Below are 16,172 nucleotides of genomic sequence, written 5' to 3'. Positions count from 1 at the left end.
TGAGAACTTTTTTCTCTATAGTATTCGCTTTCATCTTTTTGCCAAAATGAAAACCGTTATCATATTACTCTCCCGAGAGGGATGTGTCAATATGAAAACGGTTTTCATTTTATCTTATTTTGTAATTCCGGAACCGATCGGATAAAGAATGCGGTCGGTGAATTCGAATTTTTCGTTCATTTCCGGAATGCTGACCGGAAGTTTTCCTTCCGCTTTGCTCATCCCGGCAGCCGTGCCGATCGCCGCCGGAATATTCATTCCGTAATGTCCAGCAAACACCGGCTCTTTTCCGGATTCCATCTGAAGCTTTGTAATTCCCCGGCCGCCGTAAGAGATGAGGATTGCATCCGCATCCGAATACGCCACCGCATCGTACGGAAGAAGCGAACTGATCAGGACTACCTTTTTCCCCTGAGCATGTGCTTCCCGGATAACTTCATGCGCATATGCGCAGGCCGGCGTCTTTTGTGGATTCATGCTATCCTTCGAGGTCGTGTACGTAATCAGAATCACCTGCTCCGCCTCCCGGATCGCATCGGAGATCCCGGATGCCGGTGCATTGCCGTAAAATACCCCCTTCAGCTGCTCGCTGCCGTCTGCCGGAGTCCGGAACGTTTGACTCTCCCGAAGCCGGTATTCCGCATATTTTACAGAATTCAGCATATCTTCCATCGGACAGAACACGACGGTAGACGCATCCTTTAACGGAACGGCGGCATCATTTTTCAGCATGGTCACTGCCTTCCGGGAAAGTTCCCATTCTTCCTCCCGGTGTTCCCCGGATCCGACAATTTTCTTTGCTTCCTCACCGGACCTTCTGATCTCTTCTTCCGTCAGTGCCTTCCACGTTTCTGCCTTGGACAGGATTCCGCGATCGTATTTTAAACGAAGTATCCGGGTAACCGATTCATCAATCCGCTTTTCCGGAATCTCTCCTGTCTGAACCCGCTGGGCAATTTTCTCGATATAATCCCCCATTTCAGCGATATTGTCTTCCGTGACCACATCTCCCGGATTCAGAATCAGATCCACGCCGGCATTGATCGCCAGCACACCGGCATCCACCAGATCGAAGTGTTTACGAATCGCCGCCATGCCGAAGGAGTCCGTCACAACGACTCCGTCATATTTCATCTCATCCCGCAGAATCCCGGAAATGACACGTTTGGACAAGGTCGCCGGAAGCGTAATCTCTTTTCCGTCTGCCATCGAAACGTAAGTCTCTTTTTCGATCTCCGGGTACTGAATATGTGCCGTCATGACCATATCCGTTCCCGCTGCAATCGTTTCAGCAAACGGACGAAGTTCTTTCTTCCTCAATTCTTCCAGCGTTTTTCTGACTTTCGGAAGTCCCGTATGACTGTCTGTCTCCGTATCCCCGTGGCCCGGGAAATGTTTCGCTGCCGAGGCAATTCCGTTTGACTGCAGTTCCTTCAAAAACGCCGTTCCCAATTCACCGACGAGATCCGGATCTTCCGAAAAAGAACGGACATGTATGACCGGATTGTTCGGATTGGTATTGGTGTCTACAACCGGTGCGAAGTCCACATTGATGCCCATCGCAGCCAATTCTTCCCCGATAATATCACCTACTTTCGCCGCGGAATCTGCCGTTCCGATCGCTCCCAGCGCCATATTGCCCGGAAAATGTGTTGATTCCGGAATCCGGACTACTTTTCCGCCTTCCTGATCGATTGCCAGAAGGAGCGGAATGTCTGTCCCGTTCCCCTCAGAAAGCTGTGTTTTCTGAAGACCTGCCGTAAGATTCGCAATCTGTTCCGAATTCTTACAGTTCGCCTCGAAAATAATGTATCCCCCAAATCCGTACTCCGCCGCCTTCCGGTTGAAGTCGCTGATTTCCGTGATTCCGCCCTGCTCTTTTGCATGTTCATTCCGGATCGACGGCATCATCATCTGGGCAATCTTCTGTTTCAGCGTCATCCGCGAGAGAAGGTTTTGTACCGTTTCTTCTCTCCTGGCAAACGCTTCTTCTGATTCACTCATGGAAGAAGCAGCTGTACCGCTGTTTTCAGCCGTTTCCTCTGCGCTGCTTTCCTTGGCTGCATTATCCTGCGGTATTCCTCCGGGCCGGGACGCTCCCGCCGAGCATCCCGCAAGGCTCATAAAAGCAAATAATGCGCAGAATATGGCCGCCGCTTTCGCCTTTCTTCGTATCATACGCTTCCTCCCCTGTCTTTCCGCACGGAATCCCTTCCGTCTGCGGTCTATTCCGTTTTTTATACGTTGAAACTGGTTCTCCTCTGTCTTAAAAACGTTTTTCTCAATGGATGGCTGTTCTGACATCTTTTCCGTCACATCAACGTTTCATCATACACAGCTCTCGCTCCGCCCACGTATTTCGGTCTTCTCCTTGCACAGATGATCCTTGCCTCACCGATCCGGTCCACCGAGATCCGAAGAGGAACCACCACCGGTTTAATATGCATCCCGATCAGGGTTCCTCCGATGTCGATGCCGGCCTCCGCTTTTGCTTTCAGATCTTCGACCACCACCGGATCTTCCATCCGCCGGTATGCAACCGTTGCAAACGCACCGCCTGCGTGGTTCGGCTGCGGGATCGCATTGACCTGTACCAGATCATATTTTTCCATCGCTGCCCGCTCCACAACCAGTGCGCGGTTCAGGTGTTCACAGCACTGTGCTGCAAGAAAGACACCGTTTTCCTTCAGTGCTTCCTGAATTCCGGCATACAATTCATCCGCAATCTCCGTGCTGGTATTCGTTCCGATCGCATCGCCCATCACTTCACTGGACGAACATCCGACGACAAACAGATCCCCGGCGCGGAGATGGGCCTTTTCCAGTATTTCCCTGACCGCATTGCGGCTCTCTTCCCTGATATTCATTCTTTATGCTGCCTTTCTTTGCCTTTCCGCTCTCACTGCATTATTTCACAGTTCCATATTGTCCAGCAGAAGCTTCAGCGACCACTCCAGATGCTTTTTCAGATGTTCCTTCAGCTTCTCAAGATTTCTCTCCTGAATGCAGTCCAGAAGATCCAGGTGCTGCTCCGTGCTCGCCACCAGATTCAGCGATACCTTAAAGGAAATGATACGGAACCGGTCCACATTGAAATAAATCTGCTTCACCAGCGATTTGATGTAGGAGTTGTCCGATTTGTTAATGATCATGTCGTGGATATTTCCGTCCAGACGGCTGAATTCCATCCGGTCGATCTCTTCTCCCGCTGCATGCCTTTTTAACAGATTCTTCAGGAGTTTCCGTTCTTCCTCAATCTCCGCATCCGTAATCTTTACGATCGCCGTCTCACACGCGGCCAGTTCCAGCAAAATGCGGATCTGATAGACATCCCGGACATCCTTTGCCGAGATCGGCTTTAAAAATGTTCCCGCTCCCTTGATCGACTCCAGAAGTCCCTCCGCCTGAAGTCTCCGGATTGCTTCGCGGACCGGCGTCCGGCTCATGTGAAGGTACTCCGCCAGCTGATTTTCGCTGAGAAGTGAACCCGGCCGGATCTCTTCGGTCAGAATCAGATTCCGGATCCCCGCATATGCCAGATCAACCATGCTCTCTTTTTTCTTCTGAACGAACGGTCTGTTTTGCATAAAACATTCTCTCCTTAATCTCGAAGTCTAAAAAAAATTATAATAATGAAAATGGCGCCTGTCCATATCAACAGACGCCATACGTTATAATTTCCGCGTTCAAAAGGCCTTAATCCATACTTCCATGAATATCCGGCAGCTGTCATGATAATAAGACATTCTCCTCGACAGACTTGACACATCTGTCATGTTCGGTGACATGCTTTCTTCCTTTTTTCCCGTTCACTGGATAAACATCGTCGTCAGGAACGGCACATAAGTCACGGCCAGCAGAACCAGAATCAATGCCATCAGCGGCTTTGCGATCTGCTTTACGATCGCCTCCAGCGGCACGTCCGAGATGGCCGTGGCGACAAACAGATTGATGCCGTACGGCGGACTGCAGAAACCGATCGCCAGATTCATGGTCAGCATGATGCCGAATGTCACCGGATGCATTCCGACGCCCTGACAGATCGGAAGCAGAATCGGCGTCAGAATGATCGTCGCCGGAATATTGTCAATGAACATTCCGACAATAATGAGCAGCAGATTGATGATGAGCAGAATCAAAATTCCGTTGCTGGTAAAACCGAGAATCGCATCCGCAATCATCCTCGGGATCTGCGCCATGGTCAGAAATGCCGCAAATACGGTGGAAAATCCGACCATAAATGTCGTTGCTCCATTGACCACGATCGCATCACGGAAGGACCGGTACGCGCCCTTCACATCCAGTTCCCGGTAGACAAATACGCCGACCACAAAGGAATAAACCACCGAGACAACGGCCGCCTCCGTCGGCGTAAAGAAACCGGAATAGATTCCGCCGAGAATGATGACCGGCGAGAGAATCGCCCAGACCGCTTCCCGGAATGCCGCCCAGATCTCTTTCGGGGAAGACGCGTGTTCTTTTCCCCGGTATCCGTTCTTTTTGGATACGAGATAACATACGATCATGAGAGCGGCTCCCATCAGAATGCCCGGAAGAAAACCGGCGGTAAACATATCGGTGATCGACGTGCCGGATACAACGCCATAGATAACAAACGGAATGGACGGCGGGATGATGACGCCGATGGTTCCGGCTGCGGCAGTCAGCGCCGCGCAGAATGCCTTGTTGTAGCCGTGTGCGACCATCTGCGGAATCATAAACGCCCCGACCGCCGATACCGTCGCCACCGCCGAGCCGGAGATGGCGGCGAAAAACATGCAGACCACGATGGTAACCATCCCGAGTCCGCCGGTCACATGACCGATCAGCGCATCGAAAAAGTTTACCAGCCGCTTTGCGATGCCGCCGGAACTCATCAGATTTCCGGCGAGCATGAAGAACGGAATCGCCAGAAGCGGGAAGGAATCCACACCGGTGATGCATTTCTGCGCGATAATCATCAGCGGGATATCGGAAAAATAGTAGATCGCAATCAGGCTCGAGATACCGATGGCATACCCGATCGGGACTGTCAGCATCAGCAGAACTACAAAACTTCCAAATAAAACAGCAGCACTCATGCACTCTCACCTCCGTCGCGTTTTCCGGAAATCACGGTTCGAAAATCATCTCTGAGACAGCCCAGAAGCCGAAGCGCCGTGAGGAACGACGCAGTCGGAATTGCAACGTAGATCAGAACCATCGGGATATGCATTCCCGAAGAGACCGCCTTTCTTCCGGCCATGGATTCTAAAAGCTCATATCCGTTCCATATCATATATACATTGAACAGAAACCAGATGATGTCCGCCAGAGCCGTAAGCACCGCTTTCGCCCGCTCGGTTTTCAGAAAACCGAGTGCCATTTCCACACGGATATGTTGTTTTTCTCTCAATGCAATGCTGGCGCCGAGCCAGATCTCCCAGATATAAATATACCGGGAAAGCTCCTCCGACCAGGTCAGTGAATTCCGAAAAACCGTCCTCATGATAACCTGAGCAAACACGAGCACGACGTTCAGCACCAGACTCCCCACCAGAACATATTCTTCGAGATGATCATACAGGCCGGTAATCCGGGCAAGTCCATTCTTCCTATCCATCGATATCCCCCTGTTTCCTGCCACGCAGCATTTAACATCTTATTTGTTGTATTTTTCCGCCATCTCGAACAGATCTTTGCCGAATACCTCGCGGTACTTGGTATACATCGGCTCCAGCGCCTTCTTAAAGGCATCCTTCTGCTCTCCGGTGAGCGCATTGACCTCCACGCCCTCGCTCTTCAGCTTATCCACAAAGGTCTGTGTATCCGCAAGTTCCATCTTCCTCTGCTCGGTGACAAAATGCTGCGCCGCATCCGAGAGAATTTTCTGCTGATCGGCGGTCAGACCGTCATAGAACTTCTTGTTAAAAATGAAAGCGAGGAAGTTGTGTGTATGCTCGGTCAGGCTGAGATACTTCTGTACTTCCTGGAACTTGCTGGCATAGATCAGTGACGGCGGGTTCTCCTGTCCGTCAACCGTGTGCTGCTGAAGGCCTGTGTACAGCTCGTTGAAGCTCATCGGTGTCGCGCTGGCTCCGAGTGTATTGAAGAAATCAATGTAGACCTGGTTCTCCATGACGCGCATCTTTAATCCCTTCAGATCTTCCGGACTTGCGATCGGGCGGGCACTGTTGGTCATGCTTCGAAGGCCGTTGTAGGAATAGCCGAGACACTTGATTCCGACTTCATCCAGTTTCTGGTTGAAATAGACGCCCATATCTCCGTCCATTGCATCGAACGCCGCCTGAGAATCATGGAAAAGCCACGGAATATCCATGATGCCGAAATCATCCGAGTATGTTACCAGAACGGATGTGGACGGAAGCGCCGCTTCCAGCGTTCCCATGGCGACGGACTCTGTCAGCTCCGTATCGCCGCCGAGCGCGCCGTTCGGATGGATATCGACCTGAATCTGCCCGTTCGATTTCTCTTCCACATCTTTCTTGAAACACTCCAAAAGTGCCTGATGCGTCGACCGGTCTTCCGCCTCGACATGGCCGAGCTTGATGGTTACCACAGATCCCGCTCCGCTCGGATCCGCCGCGGCTGCTGTGGATTCCGACGCTGCGGCACCGGTACTCTCACCGGCGGCTTTGGCCGCGGTTTCCGCCGGAGCATTGCCGGAGTTTCTTCCGCCGCACGCGCCCAGCGTCAGCGCTGTCAATACTGCCATTCCCATTGCGATTGTTTTCTTCATAAGCCCTCTCTCCTTTTCCTTTCTGTTTGAATGATTCACATTTATGAAAAAGCAAATGCCTTCCCTCAAGTATGTTCCGGTCACAGAATCTCAATCAATCCGTTGGTCGCGTCCACCTTCACCGTGTCTCCGTCTTTGACTTCCTCGTAAAAGGCCGGATCAACCTTGTCCACCATCGGCACCTCCATGATGATCGCACTCGAAACCAGCACCGTCTCCGGATATTGAATGATCATCGCCGCCGGCATATTTTCATGCATATTCAACTGATAGAGTCCGTCTGCCTGCACCACGGAACTTCCCTTTCCGCCCGGGAATACCAGAATCTTTTTTGCGACGGATCTTCCTTCCAGATCATGTGCTTTCTCAATCACTTCCCCCGTCTCCGGATTCATCAGGTAAAACATGATGTGATCCTTCGAGACAATCACCTGCGCCTCCGCACAGCCTTCGGAAATCTTGTGACATTTATACTGCTTCATCCCTTTACCTCCCCGGTCAGTCCGGCCTCAATACATGTATCCAGATCACGAATGACAAAATGGATTCCGCGGCGCTGCGGATAGTACGCGCATTTCGGCGACTCGGTAATTCCGATCTTTCCTCTCAGATGTCCCCAACACGGCTGATCCGGGCAGGTATCCGGCACGATCGTTCCTCCCGCATTTTCGATGATCTCATCGAGTCCCATGCGGACCGCCATCTCCTTGACCAGACTGGAGGTCAGAATCCACATTTCCTTTTTCAGTTTCTTTCCCCTGACCTTTTCCGCGATATGCTGGACTTCGCTGAGTGTGAAATGCGGACATCCGAACATGACAAAGTCGATCGGCCGGTTTCCGGATACGGAGATCTCTTCCAGAATCTCCTCCATATCCCGGTTGGTCAATGTCACCTCCCGCTTCGGCTTATTTCCGCCGAATGCGGCTTCCAGTGTCGGTGCCTCCGGCGTAAATCCCGGGATGTGATACATCGCGTAGGCTCCGGATGTATTCAGCTCCGCGCCGAGGTTTCGAAGTCCCTCTTTCGTGATCGTCTCTCTCGGAAGTCCTTCAAATACCGGAATTCCCTCTCCGATCTTTTTCCCGAGCATACCGAGAATGTGGTAGTCATAGTCATTTTTGATGTCCGCCTCCACGTGAACCAGAATGTCGCCTTTCCGGTTCTCCTCAAGAAGAAGACCGTATTCCGGAACATAACCGGTCACTGCCGCACACAGCGCACTGTTCGCGCCTTCCCGGTTCGACCGCGCGCCCCAGACCGAGTTAACATACGGCGTTGCGCTGGACTCAGAAAAGGCGACGGTCTCACCGAACATCGGAACGTTCGTATCAATATACGGCGTGCAGTTGTACGTCAGCTGCGCTCCGATCGCCTTGTACGCTTCATTGGTCCGGTGCATCAGATCCGCAAATTTCTCGTCCACCATCTTATGTGATGTGAAAAAGTCATAGCAGAATCCCGGGTTTACCGTCGGCGCAATCCGGCACTTTGCTCCTGCATGCACCAGTTTTTCGCAAAACCACAGATCCGCCTCCTGATTGGACAGTGCAACGTGCGCTCTCGTGATCGGAACCATCCGCTCTGCGTCAAAACATTCGCCGATCGCCACCTGAATCTTCATCGCGTATGCGGTTCCCTCACCGTACTTTCCGTCCAGCATATCCTGCTGTTCTTTTGTGAGAATCATGCTGATATCCTCTCCCTTCTTGACTTGTATAATACTTGTATAATTCTGTTCTAAAAAAATATAAATGCCGAATGACTTCCTGTTCTGCCGCCATTGGCATTTATTCCATGTTTCATTTCTGTTTGGTTCTTCTATTTCTAATTGACCAGATCTCTCGGCGTTTTTCCGTCCAGCATCGCCGTCAGATTGAAGAGCGCAAATTCTTTCAGCGCACGGAACGATTCCACCGATGCATAGGATACATGCGGTGTCACATAGATCCCCGGACAGTCCAGAATCTTCTCGTCACCGGTCGGCGGCTCCTGACGGATTACATCGAGAATCGCTCCTGCAATTCGCTTTTCTTTCACTGCGGCGATCAGATCGTCCTCATGGATCACAAGTCCGCGGGAGGTATTGATCAGCCACGCGGTCTCCTTCATACGGCTCAGTTCGCGTGAGGAAACCTTATACTCATTTTCGGGGCATCCCTTCAGGTTAATGCTGATGTAATCCGATGTCTCGAACAGTTCCTCACAGGATACTTTTCTCACTCCGTACTCATTCATCTGATCCCCGGAAACAAAATCATCACAGGCGATCACCGTCATTCCGACGGCCTGAGCATGCTTTGCCACTTCTTTTCCAATCACTCCGAAACCGTAGATACCGAGAATCTCATCACACAGCCGATGCGGAATCCGGTCCACTGCCATCATTCCCCAGCGGTTTCTCTTTGCGCCTTCCAGAACATTCTGACTGAAACCGGCAATGTTCTTATTGGCAAAATACATGGCTGCGACGACATAGTCCGCCAGATCCGGCGCGCAGTAACCGCTGATGTTGGTCACGCCGATTCCCTTTTCCCGCGCAGCTTTTGTGTCCACGCGCTCATATCCTCCGCCGTATACCGCAATCCCTTTGCAGCACTCCAGCCGATCGATGGTCGCCTTCGGAATCGGCGCATAAACCTGTGCCAGAATCCCGTCCGCCCGGTATCCGAACTCCGTCAGATCCTCTTCATAGTCGTAGGAGGAACATCGGATTTCGACGCCCGGATACACTTTCTCAAGGTATTCCCGTTCCATGTCGTAATCCTTCCACTCCTCGTCAATGATCCATATCAGCACAACTGAACCTCCTCTCGAGCAAATTGCATGACGAATTATTCTTTTAACTTGTATAATCAAATTATACAAGTATGATTTAGAAAGTCTAATGAATATTTTTCTCGTTTTCCTCTGTTTCGATTCCTTATATTCATAATTTCGTATCACTGTTATAATCTATTATTTATATCTTTTTTCTCTTGTTATGTCATGGAAATTTCGAGGAATCCGTCCAATGATGCAGGACATCCGACTGCCCGATGCTCCCGATCAGCCGGATATCCCCCGCCGAATCCCCTGTAAAAGAATGTAATATGACCTTCTTTCTTGTGGTACAATAAAGTTATACATAACACCCAGTATGGGACACTATTTGCCGTTGATCTGTATTCTTCTTCCGATTGTATGTTCTGCATCTGCCGGATCAGACGGCATGTCCCGTAACAGCAGGATATAACCGGGATGTTATCCATTTTCAAAAAGGACAGCATAGCATGTATATTATCATTTATGATTTCGGCACAAGCTGTGTCAAGACCTGCTTGTTTCATATCGATTCCGGGATAGAGCTTTTAGCCAGCTCTTCCGCTTCTTACGGGCTTTATATCACCAAAGACGGAGGCGCCGAACAGGATACGGAAGAATGGTGGGCAGCGCTTTGTTCCACCACGCGGGATCTGTTTCTTAAATCCGATGTACTGCCAAAAGAGATTGCCGGAATGGCATTCTGTACACAGATTCAGGGAACCGTCCTTGTCGATGCGAATGGTAATGCCCTGCGGCGTCCGATGAACTATCTGGATCAGAAGGGGATAAAGGAATATGAAGACTGCATGGGCAGGGGCATCATTAAGGTTTTCGGCTGCAGTCTATATAAACTTATAAGAAATCTGAGCGTGAATTATGCGGCTTCCACCAGTGCCAAGGATCCGGTATGGAAATATAAATGGGTGGAAAAGCATGAGCCGGAGGTTTTCGCCAGAACCGATAAATGGCTGGATATCAATGAGTACCTTGCAGGCCGCTGTACGGGACGGATCATTCGAACCGCCGATACCGCATTTGCAACCTTTCTTTATGATACAAGAAAAGGAAAAGAAGGCTGGAATAAGGGACTCGTAAAAATGTACGGTGTAAAACCGGAGCATCTGCCGGAAATCATTGAAAGCACCGATCTGGTTGGCGGACTTACCCGGAAAGCCGCCGACGATCTGGGGCTGGTGGCCGGGATTCCGGTCTTCGGTGGCGGGGGAGACACTACTTTTGTGAGTATCGGCGCCGGATCCGCCCGCCCCGGAAGAACCCATATCTATGTCGGAACATCCGGATGGGTGTCTACCTTTATGGATCACCAGGCATTTGACCTCCGATCGACGATCACCGGCGTTCTTTCAGCGAAACGCGGGTACTTCAATTATTATGCCGAACTGGAAACCGCCGGAAAATGTTTCGATTGGGCACTGAAACACCTTGCTTTGGATGAGGTGGGAATCTATCTCAAAAAAACCAAAGTGACGGATGATCTGGAGAGCAGGTATACCAGCCTTTATGAATATCTCTGCGAAGAGATCGCTCAGGTCCCGCCGGGGGCAAACGGTGTGATCTTTACTCCATGGATGCACGGAAACCGGTGCCCTTTCGGTGATTCCAACGCGGCGGGAATGTTTTTCAACATCCGGATCGAAAACGGGAAGAAAGATATGCTCCGGGCCGTTCTGGAAGGAATCTGCTACCATTTGCGCTGGATGCTGGAACGCGAGGATGCCAAAATAACGACATCCGATCCGGTCCGTTTTGTGGGAGGCGGCTCTCTGTCTCCGGTCACCTGTCAGATGCTGGCAGATATCACGGGGCGAACCATCGAAACCGTTTATCATGCGCAGGAAGTCGGCGCCATCGGAACGGCGCTCGCCGTTGCTGCCGGAATCAAAGGTACCGATGTTTTACAGCTTTCAGAACAGCTTGTCAAAGTGAAGCAGACTTATCTTCCGAATGCGGAAAACAAAGAGGTTTATGAACGCAATTACCGGGTTTTTCAAACACTCTACCGGTCAAATGCAGCCGCATTTCAGAAAATGAACGGATAAGTTATGGGGGAAAAGAATATGAATTATGATCCCATCTTACGTGAGAATGAGTTGGACGCGAATCGCATGATGGCGCTGGTCCTTAATGTTACCTTCGTGATCGTGGCGATAACCTGGTTTTTATTCGAAGCGGGTGTTTTCTATATCCGGATCCCGTACCGCGGACTGATGATCTTCAACCTTCTTTTAATCAGTCTTGTAAATGGGATCAGCCGGTATCTCCAATATAATAAAGTGTGGATCAAGTATCTTCTGATGACGGCGAGTATCCTCGTTTATGCCGTAACCACGATGGTACTTACCTATAATGTCACTTTTTTGGCGGCAATTCCGATCCTTTTATCCATCCGGTATTTTAATGAAAAATACACGATATACATTTCCGTGATATCTGTCATTGTTTTCTTTTTTGCATATATTCTCGGAGCAAATTACGGAATGCTGGATCTGAATTTTGTCGCGTACAAACCCGGAACCATCATTGTCACCAACGATGCCATGTGGCTTGACGACGCCGTCAGGGGAATTCCGTATGACAGCGTGAAAATGCTCAAGAATACCATTATTTCAAACTATTTTGTCAAATTGTTACAGCTGATCATCATTTCGGTGGCTTCCCGTCAGATGGTGATTTGCTGCCAACATCTGTTGCAGAAGGAGAAAACGCTTGCGGAAGGCAATGCAAGAATCGGAGCCGAACTGGAAATGGCCGAGAAGATCCAGAAGGATATGCTGCCGAACATTTTCCCCACGTTTTCGGAAAAAAAGGAATTTGACCTTTTCGCATCCATGACGACCGCCAGGGAAGTGGGCGGTGACTTCTATGATTTTTTCATGATCGATGAAAACCGTCTTTGTATCGTGATCGCCGATGTCTCCGGAAAGGGGATCCCGGCCGCTATGTTTATGATGACGGCCAAGACGATGATCAAAGATTACGCACTGACCCAGACGGATACGGCGGACATATTTACAACAGTAAATGACCGTCTTTGCGACAATAACGACGCCGGGATGTTTGCAACGGCATGGATCGGAATTCTGGATTTAAGGACGATGATCCTGCAGTTTACCAATGCGGGACACAATTTCCCCATGATCCAGAGAAATGGGATGCCCTGCGAAGCGCTGGAAAAGAAACACGGTCTTTTTCTGGCCGGAATGGAAGGTATCGTATATCGGCAGGATGAAATACAGCTTTCCTCCGGAGACCGTATTTTACTTTATACGGACGGCGTTACCGAGGCTCATAATTCCCAGAAGGAACTCTTCGGAGAGGACCGGCTGATGAATATTCTCAATCATACCGACGATAAAAAAGGAGAAACTGTTCTTTCCGAAATATTGGATCAGGTTGAAACATTTGCAGCGGATACGGAACAGTTTGATGATATCACAATGTTGATTCTGACCATAAAATAAGACGGGATGCTCTTAATGATGGTCATGTGATGCTGAAAAATACAAAAACCGGGAGGAAAGAAAATGGAACTGGAAATGCTGAAAAAAAAGGAAGGAAACCAGCTTGAAATTCTTTTAAAAGGAGAACTGAATACGAATACCGCACCGGAACTGAAAGCGCTTTTTGAAGAAGAACTGGATGTTTCCGGAGTACTGATCCTTGATTTTGAAGGCTGCGATTTCGTCTCCTCCGCCGGACTCCGTGTTCTTTTAAGCACCTTTAAAAACATGAAGAGTGCGCACGGTCAAATGAAGTTTCTGAATATCGGGCCGAATTTCCATGAAGTCCTTTATATCACCGGTCTGGATGCGGTTTTCCAGATCAAGTGACCCCGAATTTCTGCTGAAAGGATGCAATATTGAAATGAATGTGTACGATTTTGACGGTACGATTTATCATCCGGATTGCGCTGTAAGCTTTGCCTTTTGGTGTTTATGGCGGCATCCTTCTTTAGCTTTTACCTATGTACCGAAACTGGTGAAATCTGCGATTCAGCTAAAGCGGAAAAAAATCCCCAGGTTTCTTTTTGAGCGGACGTTTTTCAGTTTCCTTTGTCTGATTGACGATTTTGACGAACAGATAGAAAAATTCTGGGATAAGCATATCAGCAGAGTTTCCGCATGGTATCTGGCGCAAAAACGACCGGATGATCTGATCATCAGCGCTTCTCCGAACTGCATCATCGAACCGGCCGCCAGAAGACTCGGCGTCAATTTCATTGCAACCGAGTATGATCGGGACGTGGGCGCATTTGTGGATAATCTGATGTTTGCAAGAGAAAAAGCGGCATACATTTTCGACCAGGGTTTTCCGGATATTGAGAATTTCTATTCCGATTCTCTGGCCGATACTCCTCTCGCTTTGTGTGCAGAGAAAGCTCATTTAGTGACGCATAAGGCACAACAGGTAGAAGACTGGCCGAAACTGGACATTGACACGGTAAAGAAGATTCATGAAAAAATAGATACGGGATGGTCGGTTCATTTATAGAAAAGAGGTCTTTGTGTAAATGAAAGAATTTCATGTTGATTCCAATGTTGAGAATATTCCGTCCGTAAAGAATTTCGTCCTTTCTGAGCTGGAAAAACTGGGATGCACGGAAAGACTTATGATTCAGATGAAAATGGCGGTGGATGAACTGTTTGCAAATATCAGTTCCTATGCTTACGATTCGGAAGCCGGACCGGTCACCGTACAATTTGATTTCGAGGAGACATCTTCCGCAGCCGTTCTGACGTTCATCGATGAGGGGAAGCCCTATAATCCCCTGGAAGCGGATGAACCGGATGTGGAACTGGAGGCAGATCTTCGCCCGATCGGAGGGCTCGGTATCTTTCTGGTTCGAAATCTGATGGACGATATGCTGTATGAGTATAAGGACGGCAGGAATATCTTAACCTTAAAAAAGTATACCCATGTCCTTTCCTAAACTTCTAAAAATCAACATCGTCCGCAAGCGGGCTTTGGCTCCCGTTTTCCCTTCAACCCTGAGTGGTGCCCGGCGGAACAGACCATGTCAAAATCCGGCCGCTGATTTTCATCAGACGGCCGGATTTTGACATTTCAACACAGTAGAACGATTGTTATAATACCAGCAGAGCAACCGCACCGGCCAGAAGGATCGACAGAATCACTCTCTCAACCCACAGGATCAGAATCTGCGGAATGGTGACCGGAATCTTGGTCGAAAGAATACACGGAATGACCGCCGAGAAGAACAGCAGCTCCGAGATACAGGAAACCGCGATCACGTATCTGGTGCGGATCGACGCTTCCGCGACAAATGCCGCCGGAAGGAACATTTCCGCGATCGACGTGGAAATCGCTTTTGCCGCCGTCATTGCCTCCGGCAGCTGAACCGCCATAGTGAACGGATAGAACACATATCCGATGATGTTGAATACCGGCGTGAACAGCGCAATCAGCATTCCGACAAAGCCGATGGACATGATGGTCGGAAGAATGTTCGCAACCATGCGGCAGCCGTCCTTTGTGTTTCTCACTACATTGTCCACGATTGAGCCGGAATTATGGGATGCGGTCAGCGCATCTTTCCATGCGACATTCAGACGGTCGCTTGTGACAATCTGCTCCGGATCCGGTGTAACGCCTTCCATATACTCATCCGGAACTTTGGATGTCGGATAGATTCTTGCAACGATCGCGGTGACGATAAAGGTGATCACCAGCGTTGTCCAGAAATAGAAGTTCCAGCGATCCATCAGGCCGAGGGTCTTTGCCACAACAACCATGAAAGTGGTCGATACGGTAGAGAATCCCGTTGCGATAATGAAGGCTTCCTTCTTGTTGTAACGTCCGTTCTGATAGAGACGGTCCGTGATCAGAAGAGCCAGTGAATAACTTCCGACAAAGGATGCGACCGCATCAATTGCGCTTCGGCCCGGTGTCTTCCAAATCTTGCGCATGACCGGCTGAAGGAACACTGCCACAAACTCCATCAGACCATAATCCGTCAGAAATGACAGGAATACCGCTCCGATCGGAATCAGGAAACATAACGAACAGCAAAGCGTGACATAGAGGAACGGAAACAGATCCGCATTCGTATGCAATTCTTCCGGTCCGAGATGGAACATATACATAATTCCGCAGATCAGACCAACGACCTTGAAGACCGAAAAGACCACGGACTGTGTGCTCTGGTTCCAGGTTTTCTTCACAAACGGCAGTGCCGCTCCGGCAGCGATGACAGCGAGAACAACCCATTTCTGAGCTTCACCGAGAGCGCCCCTTACAATTGTCGTCAGATGATCCAGCGGAATCGTGGATTTACCGCCAAAACTGACACTGATGAAGAACATAAAGATGCCGAGTGCACTGCAAAGCACAAACTTGGCGATGTCCGTTCCCCTTGAATCAGCTTCATGTTTTGTTTCAACTGCCTGTCCTGTCATAACATTTCTCCTCCTCCAAAATATTTTTTTACAAAGTCCGCAAGCGGACTTCGCCTACCCCATCCCCTCAATCCTGAGAGGATCGCCCCGGACTTTGCGCGCCGCCGATGGTCACCATAAGGTGACCTATTCCATTTCAGCGGCGTGCGCATCCATGACATATAGCCATATCCACTATAACCAGATTATAG

Annotated in this window: 15 protein-coding genes; 5 read left to right on the top strand and 10 right to left on the bottom strand. The window is 49.7% G+C overall.

Going from position 1 to position 16,172, the window contains the following annotated elements:
* Window positions 1-114 precede the first annotated feature (114 nt).
* The 9 genes from BR86_RS0109930 to BR86_RS0109890 all read right to left on the bottom strand — a co-directional run bounded on the left by BR86_RS0109930 (window position 115) and on the right by BR86_RS0109890 (window position 9,538).
* On the bottom strand, window positions 115-2,178 hold the full coding sequence (locus BR86_RS0109930) for a glycoside hydrolase family 3 protein (RefSeq protein ID WP_051684726.1): 2,064 nt from the start codon (window positions 2,176-2,178) through the stop codon (window positions 115-117).
* Window positions 2,179-2,312: 134 nt separating this feature from the next.
* Window positions 2,313-2,867 (bottom strand): TIGR01440 family protein, encoded by a 555-nt coding sequence (locus BR86_RS0109925; protein ID WP_031473525.1) that lies wholly within the window; start codon window positions 2,865-2,867, stop codon window positions 2,313-2,315.
* Window positions 2,868-2,912: 45 nt separating this feature from the next.
* Window positions 2,913-3,587, bottom strand: a complete 675-nt coding sequence (locus BR86_RS0109920) for a GntR family transcriptional regulator (RefSeq protein ID WP_031473523.1) — start codon at window positions 3,585-3,587, stop codon at window positions 2,913-2,915.
* A gap of 222 nt (window positions 3,588-3,809) precedes the next feature.
* On the bottom strand, window positions 3,810-5,081 hold the full coding sequence (locus BR86_RS0109915; protein ID WP_031473521.1) for a TRAP transporter large permease: 1,272 nt from the start codon (window positions 5,079-5,081) through the stop codon (window positions 3,810-3,812).
* Window positions 5,078-5,602, bottom strand: coding sequence for a TRAP transporter small permease (locus BR86_RS0109910; protein ID WP_031473519.1), 525 nt, complete (start codon window positions 5,600-5,602; stop codon window positions 5,078-5,080). Before BR86_RS0109910 ends, BR86_RS0109915 begins: the two co-directional genes overlap by 4 nt.
* A gap of 39 nt (window positions 5,603-5,641) precedes the next feature.
* On the bottom strand, window positions 5,642-6,739 hold the full coding sequence (locus BR86_RS0109905) for a TRAP transporter substrate-binding protein (protein ID WP_031473517.1): 1,098 nt from the start codon (window positions 6,737-6,739) through the stop codon (window positions 5,642-5,644).
* Between the two features lie 80 nt (window positions 6,740-6,819).
* Complete coding sequence (locus BR86_RS0109900; protein ID WP_031473515.1) at window positions 6,820-7,221, bottom strand: aconitase X swivel domain-containing protein; 402 nt, start codon at window positions 7,219-7,221, stop codon at window positions 6,820-6,822.
* Window positions 7,218-8,429, bottom strand: a complete 1,212-nt coding sequence (locus BR86_RS0109895) for an aconitase X catalytic domain-containing protein (RefSeq protein WP_031473513.1) — start codon at window positions 8,427-8,429, stop codon at window positions 7,218-7,220. Before BR86_RS0109895 ends, BR86_RS0109900 begins: the two co-directional genes overlap by 4 nt.
* 137 nt (window positions 8,430-8,566) lie before the next feature.
* Window positions 8,567-9,538 (bottom strand): C-terminal binding protein, encoded by a 972-nt coding sequence (locus BR86_RS0109890; RefSeq protein WP_031473511.1) that lies wholly within the window; start codon window positions 9,536-9,538, stop codon window positions 8,567-8,569.
* 473 nt (window positions 9,539-10,011) lie between these two features.
* On the opposite strand from BR86_RS0109890, the gene BR86_RS0109885 reads away from it, so the two are divergent.
* From BR86_RS0109885 to BR86_RS0109865, 5 genes are all read left to right on the top strand, one after another.
* On the top strand, window positions 10,012-11,604 hold the full coding sequence (locus BR86_RS0109885) for a xylulokinase (RefSeq protein ID WP_031473509.1): 1,593 nt from the start codon (window positions 10,012-10,014) through the stop codon (window positions 11,602-11,604).
* 18 nt (window positions 11,605-11,622) lie between these two features.
* Complete coding sequence (locus BR86_RS15255) at window positions 11,623-13,026, top strand: PP2C family protein-serine/threonine phosphatase (protein ID WP_161767311.1); 1,404 nt, start codon at window positions 11,623-11,625, stop codon at window positions 13,024-13,026.
* 63 nt (window positions 13,027-13,089) lie between these two features.
* Window positions 13,090-13,395, top strand: coding sequence for an STAS domain-containing protein (locus tag BR86_RS0109875; protein WP_031473505.1), 306 nt, complete (start codon window positions 13,090-13,092; stop codon window positions 13,393-13,395).
* 34 nt (window positions 13,396-13,429) lie between these two features.
* The gene (locus tag BR86_RS0109870) at window positions 13,430-14,056 is read left to right on the top strand and encodes a haloacid dehalogenase-like hydrolase (RefSeq protein WP_051684724.1); all 627 of its coding nucleotides are present in this window, start codon (window positions 13,430-13,432) and stop codon (window positions 14,054-14,056) included.
* 19 nt (window positions 14,057-14,075) lie between these two features.
* Window positions 14,076-14,495 carry an ATP-binding protein gene (locus BR86_RS0109865; protein ID WP_031473501.1) on the top strand — a complete coding sequence of 140 codons (420 nt, stop codon included), beginning with the start codon at window positions 14,076-14,078 and terminating at the stop codon, window positions 14,493-14,495.
* Between the two features lie 154 nt (window positions 14,496-14,649).
* On the opposite strand, the gene BR86_RS0109860 is transcribed toward BR86_RS0109865, so the two are convergent.
* Entirely contained in the window at window positions 14,650-15,981 is a 1,332-nt protein-coding gene (locus tag BR86_RS0109860; RefSeq protein ID WP_031473499.1) for a YjiH family protein, read from the bottom strand.
* Window positions 15,982-16,172: the final 191 nt, after the last annotated feature.

This window comes from [Clostridium] aminophilum DSM 10710, assembly GCF_000711825.1.
GTDB classification, from domain to species: Bacteria; Bacillota; Clostridia; order Lachnospirales; family Lachnospiraceae; genus Clostridium_R; species Clostridium_R aminophilum.
This window is presented reverse-complemented; position numbering and strand designations above follow the sequence as displayed.